17 protein-coding genes are annotated in these 17,128 nt (G+C 70.5%); all 17 read left to right on the top strand.

Translation table 11 applies throughout. The features are described from left to right. Positions 1 to 36: 36 nt before the first annotated feature. The 17 genes from ACFZDA_RS36745 (at position 37) to nusB (ending at position 16,865) form a co-directional block, all read left to right on the top strand. Complete coding sequence (locus tag ACFZDA_RS36745) at positions 37 to 693, top strand: vitamin K epoxide reductase family protein (protein ID WP_391090034.1); 657 nt, start codon at positions 37 to 39, stop codon at positions 691 to 693. Positions 694 to 756: 63 nt separating this feature from the next. Beyond that, positions 757 to 2,112, top strand: coding sequence for an AAA family ATPase (locus tag ACFZDA_RS36740; protein ID WP_391090032.1), 1,356 nt, complete (start codon positions 757 to 759; stop codon positions 2,110 to 2,112). A gap of 304 nt (positions 2,113 to 2,416) precedes the next feature. Further along, the gene (rpsD, locus tag ACFZDA_RS36735) at positions 2,417 to 3,031 is read left to right on the top strand and encodes a 30S ribosomal protein S4 (RefSeq protein WP_010046470.1); all 615 of its coding nucleotides are present in this window, start codon (positions 2,417 to 2,419) and stop codon (positions 3,029 to 3,031) included. 179 nt (positions 3,032 to 3,210) lie between these two features. Then, entirely contained in the window at positions 3,211 to 3,651 is a 441-nt protein-coding gene (locus ACFZDA_RS36730) for a DUF948 domain-containing protein (protein ID WP_040904142.1), read from the top strand. A gap of 9 nt (positions 3,652 to 3,660) precedes the next feature. Beyond that, entirely contained in the window at positions 3,661 to 4,032 is a 372-nt protein-coding gene (locus tag ACFZDA_RS36725) for a hypothetical protein (RefSeq protein ID WP_391090030.1), read from the top strand. Next, positions 4,032 to 6,701, top strand: coding sequence for an alanine--tRNA ligase (alaS, locus tag ACFZDA_RS36720; protein ID WP_391090028.1), 2,670 nt, complete (start codon positions 4,032 to 4,034; stop codon positions 6,699 to 6,701). The genes ACFZDA_RS36725 and alaS overlap by 1 nt, the downstream gene beginning before the upstream one ends. Positions 6,702 to 6,727: 26 nt before the next feature. After that, the gene (ruvX, locus tag ACFZDA_RS36715; protein WP_391090026.1) at positions 6,728 to 7,192 is read left to right on the top strand and encodes a Holliday junction resolvase RuvX; all 465 of its coding nucleotides are present in this window, start codon (positions 6,728 to 6,730) and stop codon (positions 7,190 to 7,192) included. Positions 7,193 to 7,313: 121 nt separating this feature from the next. Then, the gene (gene mltG / locus ACFZDA_RS36710) at positions 7,314 to 9,044 is read left to right on the top strand and encodes an endolytic transglycosylase MltG (RefSeq protein WP_391090024.1); all 1,731 of its coding nucleotides are present in this window, start codon (positions 7,314 to 7,316) and stop codon (positions 9,042 to 9,044) included. A 40-nt stretch (positions 9,045 to 9,084) separates the two neighbouring features. Further along, a complete protein-coding gene (locus ACFZDA_RS36705) occupies positions 9,085 to 9,912 on the top strand; it encodes a shikimate dehydrogenase (protein WP_391090022.1) in 828 nt (275 codons plus the stop codon). 51 nt (positions 9,913 to 9,963) lie between these two features. Further along, complete coding sequence (locus tag ACFZDA_RS36700) at positions 9,964 to 10,359, top strand: hypothetical protein (RefSeq protein WP_391090020.1); 396 nt, start codon at positions 9,964 to 9,966, stop codon at positions 10,357 to 10,359. Between the two features lie 143 nt (positions 10,360 to 10,502). Next, the gene (gene aroC, locus ACFZDA_RS36695) at positions 10,503 to 11,687 is read left to right on the top strand and encodes a chorismate synthase (RefSeq protein ID WP_391090018.1); all 1,185 of its coding nucleotides are present in this window, start codon (positions 10,503 to 10,505) and stop codon (positions 11,685 to 11,687) included. Beyond that, the gene (locus ACFZDA_RS36690) at positions 11,684 to 12,196 is read left to right on the top strand and encodes a shikimate kinase (RefSeq protein ID WP_391090016.1); all 513 of its coding nucleotides are present in this window, start codon (positions 11,684 to 11,686) and stop codon (positions 12,194 to 12,196) included. The genes aroC and ACFZDA_RS36690 overlap by 4 nt, the downstream gene beginning before the upstream one ends. Next, complete coding sequence (gene aroB / locus ACFZDA_RS36685; RefSeq protein WP_391090014.1) at positions 12,193 to 13,284, top strand: 3-dehydroquinate synthase; 1,092 nt, start codon at positions 12,193 to 12,195, stop codon at positions 13,282 to 13,284. The genes ACFZDA_RS36690 and aroB overlap by 4 nt, the downstream gene beginning before the upstream one ends. A 164-nt stretch (positions 13,285 to 13,448) precedes the next feature. Further along, the gene (locus tag ACFZDA_RS36680; RefSeq protein ID WP_391090012.1) at positions 13,449 to 14,300 is read left to right on the top strand and encodes a Pro-rich N-terminal domain-containing protein; all 852 of its coding nucleotides are present in this window, start codon (positions 13,449 to 13,451) and stop codon (positions 14,298 to 14,300) included. Positions 14,301 to 14,696: 396 nt separating this feature from the next. Then, positions 14,697 to 15,812 (top strand): M24 family metallopeptidase, encoded by a 1,116-nt coding sequence (locus ACFZDA_RS36675; RefSeq protein WP_391090010.1) that lies wholly within the window; start codon positions 14,697 to 14,699, stop codon positions 15,810 to 15,812. Between the two features lie 49 nt (positions 15,813 to 15,861). Further along, positions 15,862 to 16,428 (top strand): elongation factor P, encoded by a 567-nt coding sequence (gene efp, locus ACFZDA_RS36670; RefSeq protein WP_391090009.1) that lies wholly within the window; start codon positions 15,862 to 15,864, stop codon positions 16,426 to 16,428. 2 nt (positions 16,429 to 16,430) lie between these two features. After that, a complete protein-coding gene (nusB, locus tag ACFZDA_RS36665) occupies positions 16,431 to 16,865 on the top strand; it encodes a transcription antitermination factor NusB (protein WP_234845089.1) in 435 nt (144 codons plus the stop codon). The last annotated feature ends 263 nt before the right edge of the window (positions 16,866 to 17,128 follow it).

Below are 17,128 nucleotides of genomic sequence, written 5' to 3'. Positions count from 1 at the left end.
GAAGTTGGTCAGGCCTCTAGCGACGGAATCGGCGTGATGAGCAAGACGACAGTCAAGGACGTCTCCATGGAGCCCGAGTCGGAGCGCGCCGAGATCGCGCGCCGCACCGAGGGCGGCAGCCGGGCCCTCGCCCTGCTGCTGGTGATCACCGGCGCGGCCGGGCTGCTCGCCTCGTGGGTCATCACGATCGACAAGTTCAAGATCCTCGAAGCCAAGGTCGAGGGCAGGACCTTCACCCCCGGGTGCAGCCTCAACCCCGTCGTCTCCTGCGGCAGCGTCATGGAGAGCAAGCAGGCCGCCGTCTTCGGTTTCCCGAACCCGATGCTCGGCCTCGTCTGCTACGGCATCGTCATCGGCGTCGGCATGAGCCTGCTCGCCCGCGCCCGCTTCCCGCGCTGGTACTGGCTCACCTTCAACGCCGGCTGCCTGTTCGGTGTCGTCTTCTGCGCCTGGCTGATGTTCCAGTCCCTGTACCGGATCAACGCGCTGTGCCTGTGGTGCTCCCTGGCCTGGGTCGCGACGATCCTCATGTTCTGGTACGTCACGTCGTTCAACATCCGCAAGGGCTTCCTGCCCGCCCCGGCCTGGCTCAGGAGCTTCTTCGGCGAGTTCACCTGGGTCATGCCCGTGCTGCACATCGGCATCATCGGCATGCTGGTCCTGACCCGCTGGTGGGACTTCTGGCTGAGCTAGGGCCCGTGCCGGGAGCACCGGGGCCCGGCGGCATTGTCAGTGCCGTGATTTAGGGTTTCTGACGTGGAGCCCGACCTGTTCACCGCCGCAGCAGAAGAACGCCAGGAGAAGGAGCCGTCCAGCAGCCCCCTGGCGGTGCGGATGCGCCCGCGCACCCTCGACGAGGTCGTCGGCCAGCGGCATCTGCTGAAGCCGGGCTCCCCCCTGCGCAGACTGGTCGGCGAGGGCGCCTCCGGCCCGGCCGGCCCCTCCTCGGTGATCCTCTGGGGTCCGCCCGGCACCGGCAAGACCACCCTGGCGTACGTCGTCTCCAAGGCCACCAACGCCCGCTTCGTCGAACTGTCGGCGATCACCGCGGGCGTCAAGGAGGTCCGCGCGGTCATCGACGGCGCCCGCCGCGCCTCCGGCGGCTTCGGCAAGGAGACCGTCCTCTTCCTCGACGAGATCCACCGCTTCAGCAAGGCCCAGCAGGACTCCCTGCTCCCGGCCGTCGAGAACCGCTGGGTGACACTGATCGCGGCGACGACGGAGAACCCGTACTTCTCGGTGATCTCGCCCCTGCTGTCCCGCTCCCTGCTGCTCACCCTCGAACCGCTCACGGACGACGACATCAAGGGCCTCGTCCAGCGGGCCCTGACCGACGAGCGCGGCCTCAAGGGCGCCGTCGCCCTCCCCGGGGAGACCGAGAGCCACCTCCTGCGCATCGCCGGCGGCGACGCCCGCCGCGCCCTGACCGCCCTGGAGGCCGCCGCCGGAGCCGCCCTCGACAAGGGGGAGACGGAGATCGGCCTGACCACCCTGGAGGAGACGGTCGACCGGGCGGCCGTGAAGTACGACCGCGACGGCGACCAGCACTACGACGTGGCGAGCGCCCTGATCAAGTCCATCCGCGGCTCCGACGTCGACGCCGCCCTGCACTACCTGGCCCGGATGATCGAAGCCGGCGAGGACCCCCGCTTCATCGCCCGGCGCCTGATGATCTCCGCCAGCGAGGACATCGGCCTCGCCGATCCGAACGCGCTGCCCATCGCGGTCGCCGCCGCCCAGGCCGTCGCCATGATCGGCTTCCCGGAGGCCGCCCTCACCCTCAGCCACGCCACCATCGCCCTGGCCCTGGCCCCCAAGTCCAACGCCGCGACCACCGCGATCGGCGCCGCGCTGGAGGACGTACGCAAGGGACTGGCCGGTCCCGTGCCCGCGCATCTGCGCGACAGCCACTACAAGGGCGCCACCAAACTCGGCCACGGCCAGGGCTACGTGTACCCGCACGACCTGCCCGAGGGCATCGCCGCCCAGCAGTACGCCCCGGACGCCCTCAAGGACCGCGAGTACTACGAGCCGACCCGGCACGGCGCGGAGGCCCGCTACGCGGACGCGGTCGAGTGGACCCGGAAGAACCTCGGTCGAAAGCGGTCCTGAGCACCCTGTAAACTCGTCCGGAGTGCCGCGTCCCGTGCAGTCAGAACGGGACAGTCGGCCGGAGCCCGGTCCCCCCGGGAGACCGGCTCCAGGAGCGTCGCGCACCGTCGAACGGTGTCGCGGGCAGCCCACCACCCCCCGTCGCAGGACGGGACCGGCCGGTGGGCCACTCGCGTGCTGCACGTATGTGCCCAGACCAGGGGAGCGGCTGCCCACCCCGTCCGGCAGGGACGAGGAGGGTTTCCCCGGCTGCGGATGCGACCTCCCACAACCCTGACAAGCCGACACTAGGAAACGAGAAACAGTGGCGAACCAGTCCCGCCCCAAGGTCAAGAAGTCGCGTGCCCTCGGCATCGCGCTCACCCCGAAGGCCGTCAAGTACTTCGAGGCCCGTCCGTACCCGCCCGGTGAGCACGGCCGCGGCCGCAAGCAGAACTCGGACTACAAGGTCCGTCTGCTCGAGAAGCAGCGCCTGCGCGCGCAGTACGACGTGTCCGAGCGCCAGCTCGTCCGCGCCTACGAGCGTGCCTCCAAGGTCCAGGGCAAGACCGGTGAGGCCCTGATCATCGAGCTGGAGCGCCGTCTCGACGCCCTGGTCCTGCGTTCGGGCATCGCCCGCACGATCTACCAGGCCCGCCAGATGGTCGTCCACGGCCACATCGCGGTCAACGGCAAGAAGGTCGACAAGCCCTCCTTCCGTGTCCGCCCGGACGACGTGGTGCAGGTCCGCGAGCGCTCCAAGGAGAAGACCCTCTTCACGATCGCCCGTGAGGGTGGCTTCGCCCCCGACGGCGAGACCCCGCGCTACCTCCAGGTGAACCTCAAGGCCCTGGCGTTCCGCCTGGACCGCGAGCCGAACCGCAAGGAGATCCCGGTGATCTGCGACGAGCAGCTCGTCGTCGAGTACTACGCCCGCTGATCCACGGCAGGCACGCGGTACCCCAGCCCGTCGTCTCCCCGCCCCACCGGGCGGGCGAGGCGGCGGGCTTTCGCGAATCCGCCGTCCCCGGGCGGTAATCCGGTACGGAGCCGCATCCCCGGCGCGATAGGCTCGTCGCACGACTTTTTCGATGTTCAGGCACGTTTTTCAGGGAGCGGGTGCACACAGTGTCCGGTGGAGAGGTTGCCGGAATCCTGGTGGCCGTCTTCTGGGCGATCCTGGTCTCCTTCCTCGCCGTCGCGCTGGCGAGGCTGGCCCAGACGCTCAGGGCGACCACCAAGCTCGTGGCGGATGTGACGGATCAGGCCGTCCCGCTGCTGGCCGACGCCTCCGCGGCGGTGCGCTCCGCGCAGACCCAGATCGACCGGGTCGACTCGATCGCCTCCGACGTCCAGGAGGTCACGTCGAACGCCTCCGCGCTGTCGACCACCGTCGCCTCCACCTTCGGCGGCCCCCTGGTCAAGGTCGCCGCCTTCGGCTACGGCGTGCGCCGGGCCCTCGGCGGCCGCAAGGAGGACGTGCCAGGCAAGGCGTCGAGGCGTACCGTGATCGTGGGCCGCACGGTCTCTCGGCGCAGCGCCCGAGGGAAGAGGGACTGAGAGCCAGCGATGTTCCGCCGTACGTTCTGGTTCACCACCGGCGTCGCCGCCGGAGTGTGGGCCACCACCAAGGTCAACCGGAAGCTGAAGCAGCTGACGCCCGAGAGCCTCGCCAGAACCGCGGGCAACAAGGCGCTCGAGGCGGGCCACCGGCTCAAGGACCGCGCGGTCGACTTCGCGCTCGACGTCCGCGACAACATGGCCCAGCGGGAGGCCGAACTGGGCGACGCGCTCGGGATCAACGCCTCCGTCGACCCGGAACTCCCGGCCCCCAGGCGGCACGCCGCCATCGAGAACCGCACAGAGCCGAAGACGTACGTCATCGACAGCACGTCGTACGCGTACAAGAAGAATTCGTACAACCGGAATGAGGACCACTGATGGAGTCGGCTGAGATTCGCCGCCGCTGGTTGAGCTTCTTCGAGGAGCGCGGTCACACCGTCGTCCCTTCGGCGTCGCTCATCGCGGACGACCCGACTCTGCTCCTCGTCCCGGCCGGCATGGTGCCCTTCAAGCCCTACTTCCTGGGTGAGGTCAAGCCGCCCTTCGCCCGCGCCACCAGCGTGCAGAAGTGCGTGCGCACGCCGGACATCGAAGAGGTCGGCAAGACCACCCGGCACGGCACGTTCTTCCAGATGTGCGGCAACTTCTCCTTCGGCGACTACTTCAAGGAAGGCGCCATCCAGCTGGCCTGGGAGCTGCTCACCAGCTCCCAGGACAAGGGCGGTTACGGCCTCGACCCCGAGCGCCTGTGGATCACCGTCTACAAGGACGACGACGAGGCCGAGCGCATCTGGCACGAGGTCGTCGGCGTGCCGAAGGAGCGCATCCAGCGCCTGGGCAAGAAGGACAACTACTGGGACATGGGCGTCCCCGGCCCCTGCGGTCCCTGCTCCGAGATCAACTACGACCGCGGCCCCGAGTTCGGCGTCGAGGGCGGCCCCGCCGTCAACGACGAGCGGTACGTGGAGATCTGGAACCTCGTCTTCATGCAGTACGAGCGGGGCGAGGGTCCGGGCAAGGACTACCCGATCCTCGGTGACCTGCCGAGCCAGAACATCGACACCGGCCTCGGCCTTGAGCGCCTCGCCATGATTCTGCAGGGCGTGCGGAACATGTACGAGATCGACACCTCGATGGCCGTCATCGACAAGGCCACCGAGCTGACCGGCGTCCGCTACGGCGACGCCCACGACTCGGATGTCTCCCTGCGCGTGGTCACGGACCACATGCGCACGTCCGTCATGCTCATCGGCGACGGCGTCACCCCCGGCAACGAGGGCCGCGGCTATGTGCTGCGCCGCATCATGCGCCGCGCCATCCGCAACATGCGCCTGCTCGGTGCCACCGGCCCGGTCGTCAAGGACCTGATCGACACCGTGATCGGCATGATGGGCCAGCAGTACCCCGAGCTCATCACCGACCGCGAGCGTATCGAGAAGGTCGCCCTCGCCGAGGAGAACGCCTTCCTCAAGACGCTGAAGGCCGGCACCAACATCCTCGACACCGCCGTCACCGACACCAAGGCCGCCGGCTCCACCGTCCTGCCCGGCGACAAGGCCTTCCTGCTCCACGACACCTGGGGCTTCCCGATCGACCTCACCCTGGAGATGGCCGCCGAGCAGGGCCTGTCCGTGGACGAGGACGGCTTCCGCCGCCTGATGAAGGAGCAGCGGGAGCGCGCCAAGGCCGACGCCCAGGCCAAGAAGACCGGCCACGCCGGTGTCGGCGCCTACCGCGAGATCGCCGACCAGGCCGGTGCCACCGACTTCATCGGCTACACCGACACTGACAGCGAGTCCACGATCGTCGGCATCCTCGTCGACGGCGCCTCCTCCCCGGCCGCCACCGAGGGCGACGAGGTCGAGATCGTCCTCGACCGCACGCCCTTCTACGCCGAGGGCGGCGGCCAGATCGGCGACACCGGCCGTATCAAGGTCGACACGGGTGCCGTCATCGAGGTCCGCGACTGCCAGAAGCCGGTCCCGGGTGTCTACGTCCACAAGGGCGTCGTCCAGGTCGGCGAGGTCACCGTCGGTGCCAAGGCCCACGCCGCCATCGACGACCGCCGCCGCAAGGCCATCGCCCGTGCCCACTCGGCCACGCACCTCACCCACCAGGCCCTGCGCGACGCCCTCGGTCCGACGGCCGCCCAGGCCGGTTCCGAGAACCAGCCCGGCCGCTTCCGCTTCGACTTCGGTTCCCCGGCCGCCGTTCCGACGGCCGTGATGACCGACGTGGAGCAGAAGATCAACGAGGTGCTCGCCCGCGACCTGGACGTCCGCGCCGATGTCATGGGCATCGACGAGGCCAAGAAGCAGGGCGCCATCGCCGAGTTCGGCGAGAAGTACGGCGAGCGTGTGCGCGTCGTGACCATCGGCGACTTCTCCAAGGAGCTGTGCGGCGGCACGCACGTGCACAACACCGCCCAGCTGGGCCTGGTGAAGCTGCTCGGCGAGTCCTCCATCGGCTCCGGCGTCCGCCGTATCGAGGCCCTGGTCGGCGTCGACGCCTACAACTTCCTCGCCCGGGAGCACACGGTCGTCGCCCAGCTCCAGGAGCTGATCAAGGGCCGCCCGGAGGAGCTCCCGGAGAAGGTCTCCGCCATGCTCGGCAAGCTGAAGGACGCCGAGAAGGAGATCGAGAAGTTCCGCGCCGAGAAGGTCCTGCAGGCCGCCGCCGGTCTCGCCGAGTCCGCCAAGGACGTCCGCGGTGTTGCTGTCGTGACCGGTCAGGTCCCGGACGGCACGACCGCCGACGACCTGCGCAAGCTCGTGCTCGACGTGCGCGGACGCATTCAGGGCGGACGGGCCGCCGTGGTCGCCCTGTTCACGGTGGCGAACGGCAAGCCGCTGACGGTCATCGCCACCAACGAGGCCGCCCGCGAGCGCGGCCTGAAGGCCGGTGACCTGGTCCGGACGGCCGCCAAGACCCTCGGCGGCGGCGGTGGCGGCAAGCCGGACGTCGCCCAGGGCGGCGGTCAGAACCCGGCCGCGATCGGTGATGCCGTGGACGCCGTCGAGCGTCTGGTCGCCGAGACGGCCAAGTAAGACACGTAAGAAACGGGTCCGAAAAGATGCGCAGAGGACGTCGACTCGCCATCGACGTCGGGGACGCCCGGATCGGGGTCGCCTCGTGCGACCCCGACGGGATCCTCGCCACGCCGGTGGAGACGGTCCCGGGGCGAGACATCCCCGCAGCTCACCGGCGGTTGAAGCAACTCGTCGAGGAGTACGAGCCCATCGAGGTCGTGGTCGGTCTGCCGCGCTCCCTCAAGGGAGGCGAGGGCCCGGCCGCGGTCAAGGTCCGGGGCTTCGCAGAGGAACTGGCGCGCATGATCTCCCCGGTTCCGGTGAGACTCGTGGACGAACGCATGACGACGGTGACGGCCAGTCAGGGACTGCGCGCTTCGGGCGTGAAGTCCAAGAAGGGCAGGTCCGTCATCGACCAGGCGGCAGCGGTGATCATCCTGCAACAGGCCCTCGAATCCGAACGGACGTCAGGTAAAGCACCCGGAGAAGGCGTCGAAGTGGTCATCTGATCGCGATACGGTAACGTTCCGCGCGATGCGGCGGCATTCGAACAGCCACCGCACAGCAAGAGGCGGGACGGGAGCCGAGCCGGAAGCCGCGTAACCGCCGCCTCGCGGCTCTAGGGGATCGATGACTGAGTATGGCCGGGGCCAAGGCTCCGAACCGTGGCATCCGGAGGACCCGTTGTACGGGGACGGCGGATGGGGAGGAGAGCAGGCCCACCAGGGTCAGCAGCCTCCCTACGGCGGCCAGCCACAGCACTATCCAGAGCAGCCGCAGCAGCCGCAGTACGGCGACTGGGGCACCGGTGAGCAGGCCGGATACGGTCAGGCGCAGCAGCAGTACCCCTACGACCAGCAGACTTACGCGGCACAGGCCCACGGGCATCAGCAGTACCCGGGGCAGGACAATCAGGGGCACCAGCAGGACCAGGGATACGCACAGGACCCCGGGTACCACCAGCAGCAGTACGACAACGGCGGCTGGGCCACCGGCGGGCACCAGCAGGTCTCCTATCCCGGCGACCCCGCCGACCCGTACGGTCAGCAAACCGGTGGGTACGACCAGGGTCAGTCCGACTACTACGGCACGCCCGACGCCTATCCGCCACCGGCGCCGCCCGGCCGGCGGCGGGCCGAGCCGGATCCGGAGACCGACTGGGACCCCGGCCCCGACCAGGGGGAGCACGCCTTCTTCGCGGGCGGCGACGACGATGACGACGCCGACGAGCCGGGCGACCGCCGCCGGCGCGACGACCAGCGGGGACGCGGCGGCAAGCCCAAGAAGCGCCGCAGCGGAACGGCCTGCCTGGTGGTCGTGCTGGTTCTCGGCGGCGGCCTGGCGGGCGTCAGCTACTTCGGCTACCAGTTCTTCCAGGATCGTTTCGGCGATGCCCCCGACTACGCTGGGGACGGCAATGGGCAGCAGGTGTCCGTCGAGATCCCGCAGGGCGCGGACGGTTACACGATCGGCCGGGTGCTGAAGTCCGCCGGCGTCGTCAAGAGCGTCGACGCCTTCGTCTCGGCACAGGCCGCCAACCCCGAGGGCAGGACCATCCAGGACGGCGTGTACACGCTGCAAAAGCAAATGTCGGCCGACAGTGCGGTCGAACTGATGCTCAGCCCGGAGAGCCGCGACAACCTGATCATCGCCGAGGGCAAGCGCAACGCCGACATCTACCGGCTCATCGACAAGCGGCTGGAGGTCAAGGACGGCACGACCGCCGCGGTCGCCAAGAAGGACTGGAAGAAGCTGGGCCTGCCCGACTGGGCGCTGAACCACAAGGACGTCAAGGACCCGCTGGAAGGGTTCCTCTACCCCTCCAGCTACGGCATCGCCAAGGGGCAGAAGCCCGAGGACGTGCTGAAGCAGATGGTGACCCGGGCCACCCAGTCCTACAAGAAGCTCGGTGTGGAGAAGAAGGCCAAGAGCCTCGGGCTCGAAGACCCCTGGCAGTTGCTCACGGTCGCGAGCCTGGCTCAGGCCGAGGGCACGAGCCACGACGACTTCCGCAAGATGGCCGAGGTCGTCTACAACCGTATGAAGCCGGGGAATCCGCAGACCAACGGCATGCTGGAGTTCGACTCCACCTACAACTACATCAAGAACCAGAGCAAGATCGATCTGAGCCTGAGCGAGCTGCGGAACTACGACAACCCGTACAACACGTACTTCCACAGGGGCCTGCCGCCCGGACCGATCGACAATCCGGGCGAGGCGGCCCTCAAGGGCGCTCTGAACCCGACGAAGGACGGCTGGTACTACTTCATCTCGCTGGACGGCAAGACCAGCGAGTTCACCAAGACCAACGCAGAGCACCAGAAACTGGTCGACAAGTTCAACGCCTCGCGGAACAACTGACCTCGGAACAACTCATCGCGGAACGACTGAGGAAGAATTGATGGCCGCACCACGCCGAGCCGCCGTTCTCGGCTCCCCGATCGCCCACTCGCTCTCCCCGGTCCTGCACCGCGCGGCGTACCAGGAGTTGGGGCTGACCGGCTGGACGTACGACCGTTTCGAGGTCGACGAGGCCGCGCTGCCGGGATTCTTCGAGACGCTCGGTCCCGAATGGGCGGGGCTCTCGCTGACCATGCCGCTGAAGCGGGCCGTGATCCCGCTGCTCGACGGGATCAGCGAGACCGCGGCCTTGGTCGACGCGGTCAACACGGTCGTCCTCACCGAGGACGGCCGCCGGACCGGCGACAACACCGACGTCCCCGGCATGGTCGCGGCTTTGCGCGAGCACGGCATCGACAAGGTCGAGGCCGCCGCGATCCTGGGCGCGGGCGCCACCGCCTCGTCCGCACTGGCCGCGCTGTCCCGGGTCTGCCCGGGCGAGATCGCCGTGTATGTGCGCAGCGAGGCCCGGGCCGCCGAGATGCGGCAGTGGGCCGAACGGCTGGAGGTCTCGGTGCGCATCGCCGACTGGGCGGACGCCGAGCAGGCCCTGCACGCCCCGCTGGTGATCAGCACCACGCCGGCGGGTGTCACGGACGCCCTCGCCCGATCCGTCCCGGAGCGCCCGGCGGCCCTGTTCGACGTGCTCTACGACCCCTGGCCGACCGACCTCGCCGCCCGCTGGTCGGGGTACGGCGGCGCCGTCGTCAGCGGCCTCGACCTGCTGGTGCACCAGGCCGTGCTGCAGGTCGAGCAGATGACGGGACGAGCCCCGGCCCCGCTGGACGCCATGCGAAAAGCGGGCGAACGCGCTCTCGCGGCCCGATAGGATCCGCTCTCGTTCCGCAGGGGGCGGAACAAGGGGAGGGGAGAACCGACCATGTCCACCGGCATGCCTCAGGCGTCCGTCAAGTCCCAGATATTCGAGTCCCTGCTGGGATTCCTGCCCGACTGGGTACAGATCACGGTGCTCGCCCTGATCGTGCTCGCGGTCCTCGCGTCCTGGGCGGTCAAGATCAAGCGCAAGATCGCCTACCGGCGGGCCGTGCGCAGCGGCCGGCCCGTCCACGCGGCGGCCCAGTACGGACAGGGACGCGGAGCGGACTACCTGGGGGAGTACGCACCGCGGCAGACGCAGCAGCAGGGCAGCGGAGCCGACCATCCGGGCGCCTGGGCACCGCAGCAGACGCAGACCGCGCAAGCACAGAGCGGCGCGGACTTCCTGGGCGCCTACGCGCCGCAGCGCGAGACCGGCGGCCCGGTCTCGTCCGCCTGATGGACCGGCAGCCGGGCCCACGCTCCGGACATGGCAGGATCGTAGGTGGCGGACCGGGGCCGCGCACCCGGTCGGGCCGTCGCCGTACGCGATGAGATGCGTACGCTGGGCAGTAAGTACGCCGCGAATACTGAGGAGCACCGTTGAGCAGGTTGCGCTGGCTGACCGCGGGTGAGTCCCACGGTCCCGCACTCGTCGCGACGCTGGAGGGCCTTCCCGCCGGCGTGCCGATCACCACCGACATGGTGGCGGACCATCTCGCGAGGCGGCGCCTGGGCTATGGGCGCGGGGCCCGCATGAAGTTCGAGCGGGACGAGATCACCTTCCTCGGCGGCGTCCGGCACGGCCTCACCCTCGGCTCCCCGGTCGCGATCATGGTGGGCAACACCGAGTGGCCCAAGTGGGAACAGGTCATGGCCGCCGACCCGGTCGACCCGGAGATCCTCGACGGCCTCGCCCGCAACGCCCCGCTGACCCGTCCCCGCCCCGGCCACGCCGACCTCGCGGGAATGCAGAAGTACGGCTTCGACGAGGCCCGTCCGATCCTGGAGCGTGCCTCCGCGCGGGAGACCGCCGCCCGGGTCGCCCTCGGCGCGGTGGCCCGGTCGTACCTCAAGGAGACGACCGGCATCGAGATCGTCTCCCACGTGGTCGAGCTCGCGGCCGCCAAGGCACCGTACGGCGTGTACCCGACGCCGGCGGACGTGGAGAAGCTGGACGCGGACCCGGTGCGCTGCCTGGACGCCGACGCGTCGAAGGCGATGGTCGCCGAGATCGACCAGGCCCACAAGGACGGCGACACCCTGGGCGGCGTGGTCGAGGTGCTGGCCTACGAGGTGCCGGTCGGCCTCGGTTCGCATGTGCACTGGGACCGCCGCCTGGACGCCCGCCTGGCCGCCGCCCTGATGGGCATCCAGGCGATCAAGGGCGTCGAGGTCGGGGACGGCTTCGGCCTGGCCCGCGTCCCCGGATCCAGGGCGCACGACGAGATCGTCGCGACCGACGAGGGCATCACGCGCACCTCCGGCCGCTCCGGCGGCACCGAGGGCGGGCTGTCCACCGGTGAGCTGCTGCGCGTCCGGGCGGCGATGAAGCCGATCGCGACCGTGCCGCGGGCGCTGAAGACGGTCGACGTCGTCACCGGCGAGGCCACGGCCGCCCACCACCAGCGTTCCGACGTGTGCGCGGTCCCGGCCGCCGGCATCGTCGCCGAGGCGATGGTCGCCCTCGTCCTCGCGGACGCGGTCGCGGAGAAGTTCGGCGGCGACAGCGTGGCCGAGACCCGCCGCAACGTGCGGTCCTACCTCGACAACCTGGCCATCCGATGAGCCCGCTGATCGTGCTGGTCGGCCCGATGGGCGTGGGCAAGTCCACCGTCGGGCAGCTGCTCGCCGAGCGGCTCGGGACCGGCTACCGGGACACCGACGACGACATCGTCGCCGCGCAGGGCCGGACGATCGCCGAGATCTTCGTCGAGGAGGGCGAGCCCGCCTTCCGCGCGATCGAGAAGCAGGCCGTGCGCGAGGCACTGGCCGGGCACGACGGTGTGCTGGCACTGGGCGGCGGGGCCGTCCTCGACCCGGAGACGCGCGCGCTGCTCGCCGGGCAGCGTGTGGTCTACCTGTCGATGGACGTCGATGAGGCGGTCAAGCGCACCGGCCTCAACGCGGCCCGGCCGCTGCTCGCCATCAACCCGCGCAAGCAGTGGCGCGAGCTGATGGAGGCCCGCCGGCACCTGTACGAAGAGGTCGCCACGGCCGTCGTGTCCACCGACGGCCGCACGCCCGAAGAGGTCACCGAAGCCGCCCTGGACGCACTGGAGTTGAAGGAAGCATGAGTGAGGCAGTGACGCGGATCCAGGTCGGCGGCACGGCGGGCACCGAGCCCTACGAGGTCCTCGTGGGCCGGCAACTCCTCGGCGAGCTGCCCGGGTTGATCGGCGGCAAGGCCAAGCGGGTCGCGATCGTCCACCCCGAGGCACTGGCCGAGACCGGTGACGCCCTGCGCGCCGATCTGGCCGGGCAGGGCTACGAGGCGGTCGCCATCCAGGTGCCCAACGCCGAGGAGGCCAAGACCGCCGAGGTCGCCGCCTACTGCTGGAAGGCGCTGGGCCAGTCCGGGTTCACGCGCACGGACGTCATCGTCGGCGTCGGCGGCGGCGCGACGACGGACCTGGCCGGGTTCGTGGCCGCCACCTGGCTGCGCGGCGTGCGCTGGATCGCGATCCCGACCACCGTTCTCGCCATGGTCGACGCGGCCGTCGGCGGCAAGACCGGCATCAACACCGCCGAGGGCAAGAACCTGGTCGGTGCCTTCCACCCGCCCGCCGGTGTGCTCTGCGACCTGGCCGCGCTGGACTCCCTTCCGGTCAACGACTACGTCTCCGGACTCGCGGAGGTCATCAAGGCCGGCTTCATCGCCGACCCGGTGATCCTCGACCTGATCGAGACCAACCCCGAGGGCGCCCGCACCCCGGCCGGTCCGCACACCGCCGAGCTCATCGAGCGCTCCATCCGGGTCAAGGCCGACGTGGTGTCGTCCGACCTGAAGGAGTCGGGCCTGCGCGAGATCCTCAACTACGGCCACACGCTCGGCCACGCGATCGAGAAGAACGAGCGCTACAAGTGGCGGCACGGCGCCGCGGTCTCGGTGGGCATGCACTTCGCCGCCGAACTGGGCCGTCTCGCCGGGCGGCTGGACGACGCCACCGCCGACCGCCACCGCACCGTCCTCGAAGCCGTCGGGCTGCCGCTGCACTACCGGCACGACCAGTGGCCCAAGTTGCTGGAGACCATGAAGGTCGACAAGAAGTCCCGCGGCGATCTGCTGCGCTTCATCGTCCTCGACGGTCTGGCCAAGCCGACGGTTCTGGAGGGACCCGACCCGGCCGTGCTGCTCGCCGCGTACGGCGAAGTCGGACAGTAAGTACCCAGGCGCGCCTTCCGCCCGAAATGGCCTTACGGGCCGGGCACTTCGGACCGCCCCCGGCCGTTCACACAACACTGGCCGGTGGCGGTACCGTTCGGTAGCAGCGGGTTCCGCCCCCGCTGTTCAGCGCCCATCGCCTGTACGAGACGGAGTGGCACCGGATGCAGCACGCAGTGGGTTCTCCGCTGCCGCCGCCCCACCAGCCGGGGCACGGACCGGCCGTCGGCTGGTCGCCGGCCGCACACCACCCGGGCCCCCAGCACCAGGGCCCCGCGCCCGTGCCCCCGCCGCCCCCGGCACCCGGCTATCCCCTGCCCCCGCCCGGGCCGGGCGGGCCCCCGCCGCAGGCCTCCGTTCTCCCGGCGGCGGACACCACCGGCCATGTGCCGCTGCCGCCCGGCGGTCCGGTCGCCATGCCCAGCGCGCCGCCCGCGACGGCGGTCCCCGACCCGGCCGGTACGACGCTCGCCGTGCTGCTGATCGGGCCCGCCGGGGCCGGGAAGACCAGCGTCGCCAAGTACTGGGCGGACCATCGCCGGGTCCCCACGGCGCACATCAGCCTCGACGACGTCCGCGAGTGGGTCCGCTCGGGTTTCGCCGACCCGCAGTCCGGGTGGAACGACAATTCCGAGGCGCAGTACCGTCTCGCCCGCCGCACGTGCGGTTTCGCCGCGCGGAACTTCCTGGCCAACGGCATCTCCTGCATCCTCGACGACGCGGTCTTTCCCGACCGGCCCGTGGTCGGCCTCGGCGGCTGGAAACGGCACGTCGGGCCGGGGCTGCTGCCGGTCGTCCTCCTGCCCGGGCTGGACATCGTCCTGGAACGCAACGCGGAGCGCACGGGCAATCGGCGGCTGTCGGACGAGGAGGTCGCCCGTATCCATGGGCGGATGGCCGGGTGGTACGGGTCCGGTCTGCCGATCATCGACAACTCCCAGCTGGATGTGCCGGAGACGGCGCGGGTGCTGGACGATGTACTGGCCAGGTCCATCGCGAGTCCGCCGCAGTGGTGACCCGGCGTTTGAGGTGTCCTGGGCGTTGCCGCTGAGGCCGGGTGGGTCCGCAGCCCGGGGCTGCGGGGTGCCGCTCTCGGTGGGACGGGTGCCGCCCTGGGAGCACCTCCCAGGGGCCCTTAAGGCGCTGGGGGAGGCACGACTGCCCGCAGCACGGCGAGATGCGCCCGCACCCGCGCACGGCGCGAAGGGGCCGTGTCGGGGGGTGTCCGCCCGCAGCGGTTGGCGCGTCAGCGGACGGTCAGTCGGTTCGCAGGCCCATCGCGCCGTTCCGTGGACGGACACCCCCCCGGCGCGGCCTCGACCCACCGGCGTCGAGAAGGCGGAGGCCCGCGGGCAACCCCCACTCGGCCCTCCCGACCGGCGGCATCCTCCCGCCGCTCGTAGGCTCGGGTCATGTCAGAGGTGTACGCGGCCCGCCGGACGCGTCTGAGGGAATATTGCAACGCGGGCGGCAGCGCGGCGGCGCTGGTCTCCCGCCCCGCCAATGTGCGCTATCTCGCGGGAGCCGCCCCGCACGGAGCCGTTCTCCTGCTGGGCAGGACCGAGGAGCACGACCTCCTGGTCTGTGCCGGACCGACAGCCGACCGCCCCCCGCAGGAGCGCCCCGACGAGACCCTGCGCGTACAGAACCTGCCCGGTGCCGGCGGCGGCGATCCGGCCGTCGCGGCCGCCGGCCTCGCCGCGCGCCAGGGCGCCGACTCCCTCGCCGTGGAGGAGCACCACCTCACCGTGGCCCGGCACCGCGCCCTCGGCTCGGTCGCCCCCCGGCTGCGCCTGGCCAACCTCGGCGGTGCCGTCGAGCAGCTCAGGGTCGTCAAGGACGAGGAGGAGATCTCCTGTCTCCGCATCGGCGCCGAGATCGCCGACCAGGCTCTCGGCGAACTTCTGGAGTCCATCCTCGTCGGGCGGACGGAGCGCCATCTCGCCCTGGAGGTCGAACGACGCCTCGTGGATCATGGGGCCGACGGTCCGGCCTTCCCCACCTCCGTCGGCACGGGGCCGAACGCCGGACGGCCCGGCCACCGGCCCACCGACCGGCGCGTCGAGGAGGGCGACTTCCTCTCGGTCTGCCTCGGCGCGACGTACCGTGGCTACCGCTGCGAGATCGGCCGCACCTTCGTCATCGGCACCGCCCCCGCGGACTGGCAGATCGAGCTGTACGACCTGGTCTTTTCGGCGCAGCGGGCCGGACGTGAGAGCCTGGTACCCGGCGCCGCCTGCCGGGACGTCGACCGTGCCGCCCGCCAGGTCCTGGACTCCGCGGGGTACACGGAGGGCCTCACGGTTCTCACCGGACACGGGGTCGGGCTCGAAATCGACGAGGACCCTCAATTGAGTCCCGCGGCCATGGGTAAACTGGACGCTTGCGTGCCGGTCACCGTCGAGCCTGGGGTCCACCTCCCGGGCCGGGGTGGTGTCCGGATCGATGACACGCTCGTCGTCCGCCCAGAGGCGGATGGCGGACCCGAGCTACTCACCATCACGACCAAGGAGCTGCTCGCCCTGTAGGCAGGTGCGTGCCCCGGGGTCGTACGTCAGTCCAGGAGATTCCGCAACCGTGGCTTCCACGAACGACCTCAAGAACGGCATGGTGCTCAAGCTCGAAGGCGGCCAGCTCTGGTCCGTCGTCGAGTTCCAGCACGTCAAGCCCGGCAAGGGCCCGGCCTTCGTGCGCACCAAGCTCAAGAACGTGCTCTCCGGCAAGGTCGTCGACAAGACCTTCAACGCCGGCGTCAAGGTCGAAACGGCCACCGTCGACAAGCGCGACATGCAGTTCTCCTACATGGACGGCGAGTACTTCGTCTTCATGGACATGGAGACCTACGACCAGCTCATGGTCGAGCGCAAGGCCGTCGGCGACGCCGCCAACTTCCTCGTCGAGGGCTTCACGGCCACGGTCGCCCAGCACGAGGGCGAGGTGCTCTTCGTCGAGCTGCCGGCCGCCGTCGAGCTGACCGTCCAGGAGACCGAGCCGGGCGTGCAGGGCGACCGCTCCACCGGCGGCACCAAGCCCGCCACGCTGGAGACCGGCCACCAGATCCAGGTCCCGCTCTTCATCACCACCGGTGAGAAGATCAAGGTCGACACCCGCACGAGCGACTACCTCGGCCGGGTGAACAGCTAACCGTGGCTGCCCGCAACACGGCCCGCAAGCGCGCCTTCCAGATCCTCTTCGAGGGCGACCAGCGCGGCGCCGAGGTCCTCACGGTCCTCGCCGACTGGGTCCGGCTCTCCCGGGCCGACACCCGGCAGCCGCCGGTGAGCGAGTACACGATGGAGCTGGTCGAGGGCTACGCGCAGCACGCGAAGCGCATCGACGAGCTCATCGCCCAGTACTCGGTCGGCTGGACGCTCGACCGGATGCCGGTCGTCGACCGCAACATCCTGCGGCTCGGCGCCTATGAGCTGATCTGGGTCGACGCGACCCCGGACGCCGTCGTCCTCGACGAGATGGTGCAGCTGGCGAAGGAGTTCTCCACGGACGAGTCGCCCTCGTTCGTGAACGGCCTGCTCGGACGGCTGAAGGAGCTCAAGCCCTCGCTCCGCCGCGACGAGGTCTGAGACGACGAAGTCTGAGACGACGAGGTCTGAGAGACAGACAGAACGCCGGAGGGCCCGCAGCAGCGTGACTGCCGCGGGCCCTCCGGCGTTCCCCTGCCGTGGGGGGCCAGGCCCACACAACGGCGCCGGGGTGGGCCCAAACCCGTACGGTTTGGCCCCCCCCCCGGGCCCGTTATTGGGGAACCCCCGCGGCGACCCGGGGGGGGGGGCCCACCGCCGGGGGGGCCCCCCCCCCGCCCGCGGACGCGCCCCCCACCCCCCCC

Origin of the sequence: Streptomyces sp. NPDC007991, assembly GCF_042958445.1 — a bacterium.
Lineage (GTDB): Bacteria > Actinomycetota > Actinomycetes > Streptomycetales > Streptomycetaceae > Streptomyces.
The sequence above is the reverse complement of the archived record's forward strand: the minus strand, read 5'-3'. Positions and strand labels throughout refer to the sequence as shown.

Excerpts from the sequence above, each read along its gene's own strand:
- ACFZDA_RS36700 (WP_391090020.1), top strand. The coding sequence starts at position 9,964 with ATGTCCACCGGCATGCCTCAGGCGTCCGTCAAGTCCCAGATATTCGAG.
- alaS (WP_391090028.1), top strand. The coding sequence starts at position 4,032 with ATGGAGTCGGCTGAGATTCGCCGCCGCTGGTTGAGCTTCTTCGAGGAG.
- ACFZDA_RS36725 (WP_391090030.1), top strand. The coding sequence starts at position 3,661 with ATGTTCCGCCGTACGTTCTGGTTCACCACCGGCGTCGCCGCCGGAGTG.
- ruvX (WP_391090026.1), top strand. The coding sequence starts at position 6,728 with ATGCGCAGAGGACGTCGACTCGCCATCGACGTCGGGGACGCCCGGATC.
- ACFZDA_RS36675 (WP_391090010.1), top strand. The coding sequence starts at position 14,697 with ATGTCAGAGGTGTACGCGGCCCGCCGGACGCGTCTGAGGGAATATTGC.
- mltG (WP_391090024.1), top strand. The coding sequence starts at position 7,314 with ATGACTGAGTATGGCCGGGGCCAAGGCTCCGAACCGTGGCATCCGGAG.
- ACFZDA_RS36680 (WP_391090012.1), top strand. The coding sequence starts at position 13,449 with ATGCAGCACGCAGTGGGTTCTCCGCTGCCGCCGCCCCACCAGCCGGGG.
- ACFZDA_RS36705 (WP_391090022.1), top strand. The coding sequence starts at position 9,085 with ATGGCCGCACCACGCCGAGCCGCCGTTCTCGGCTCCCCGATCGCCCAC.
- ACFZDA_RS36745 (WP_391090034.1), top strand. The coding sequence starts at position 37 with ATGAGCAAGACGACAGTCAAGGACGTCTCCATGGAGCCCGAGTCGGAG.
- ACFZDA_RS36690 (WP_391090016.1), top strand. The coding sequence starts at position 11,684 with ATGAGCCCGCTGATCGTGCTGGTCGGCCCGATGGGCGTGGGCAAGTCC.
- aroB (WP_391090014.1), top strand. The coding sequence starts at position 12,193 with ATGAGTGAGGCAGTGACGCGGATCCAGGTCGGCGGCACGGCGGGCACC.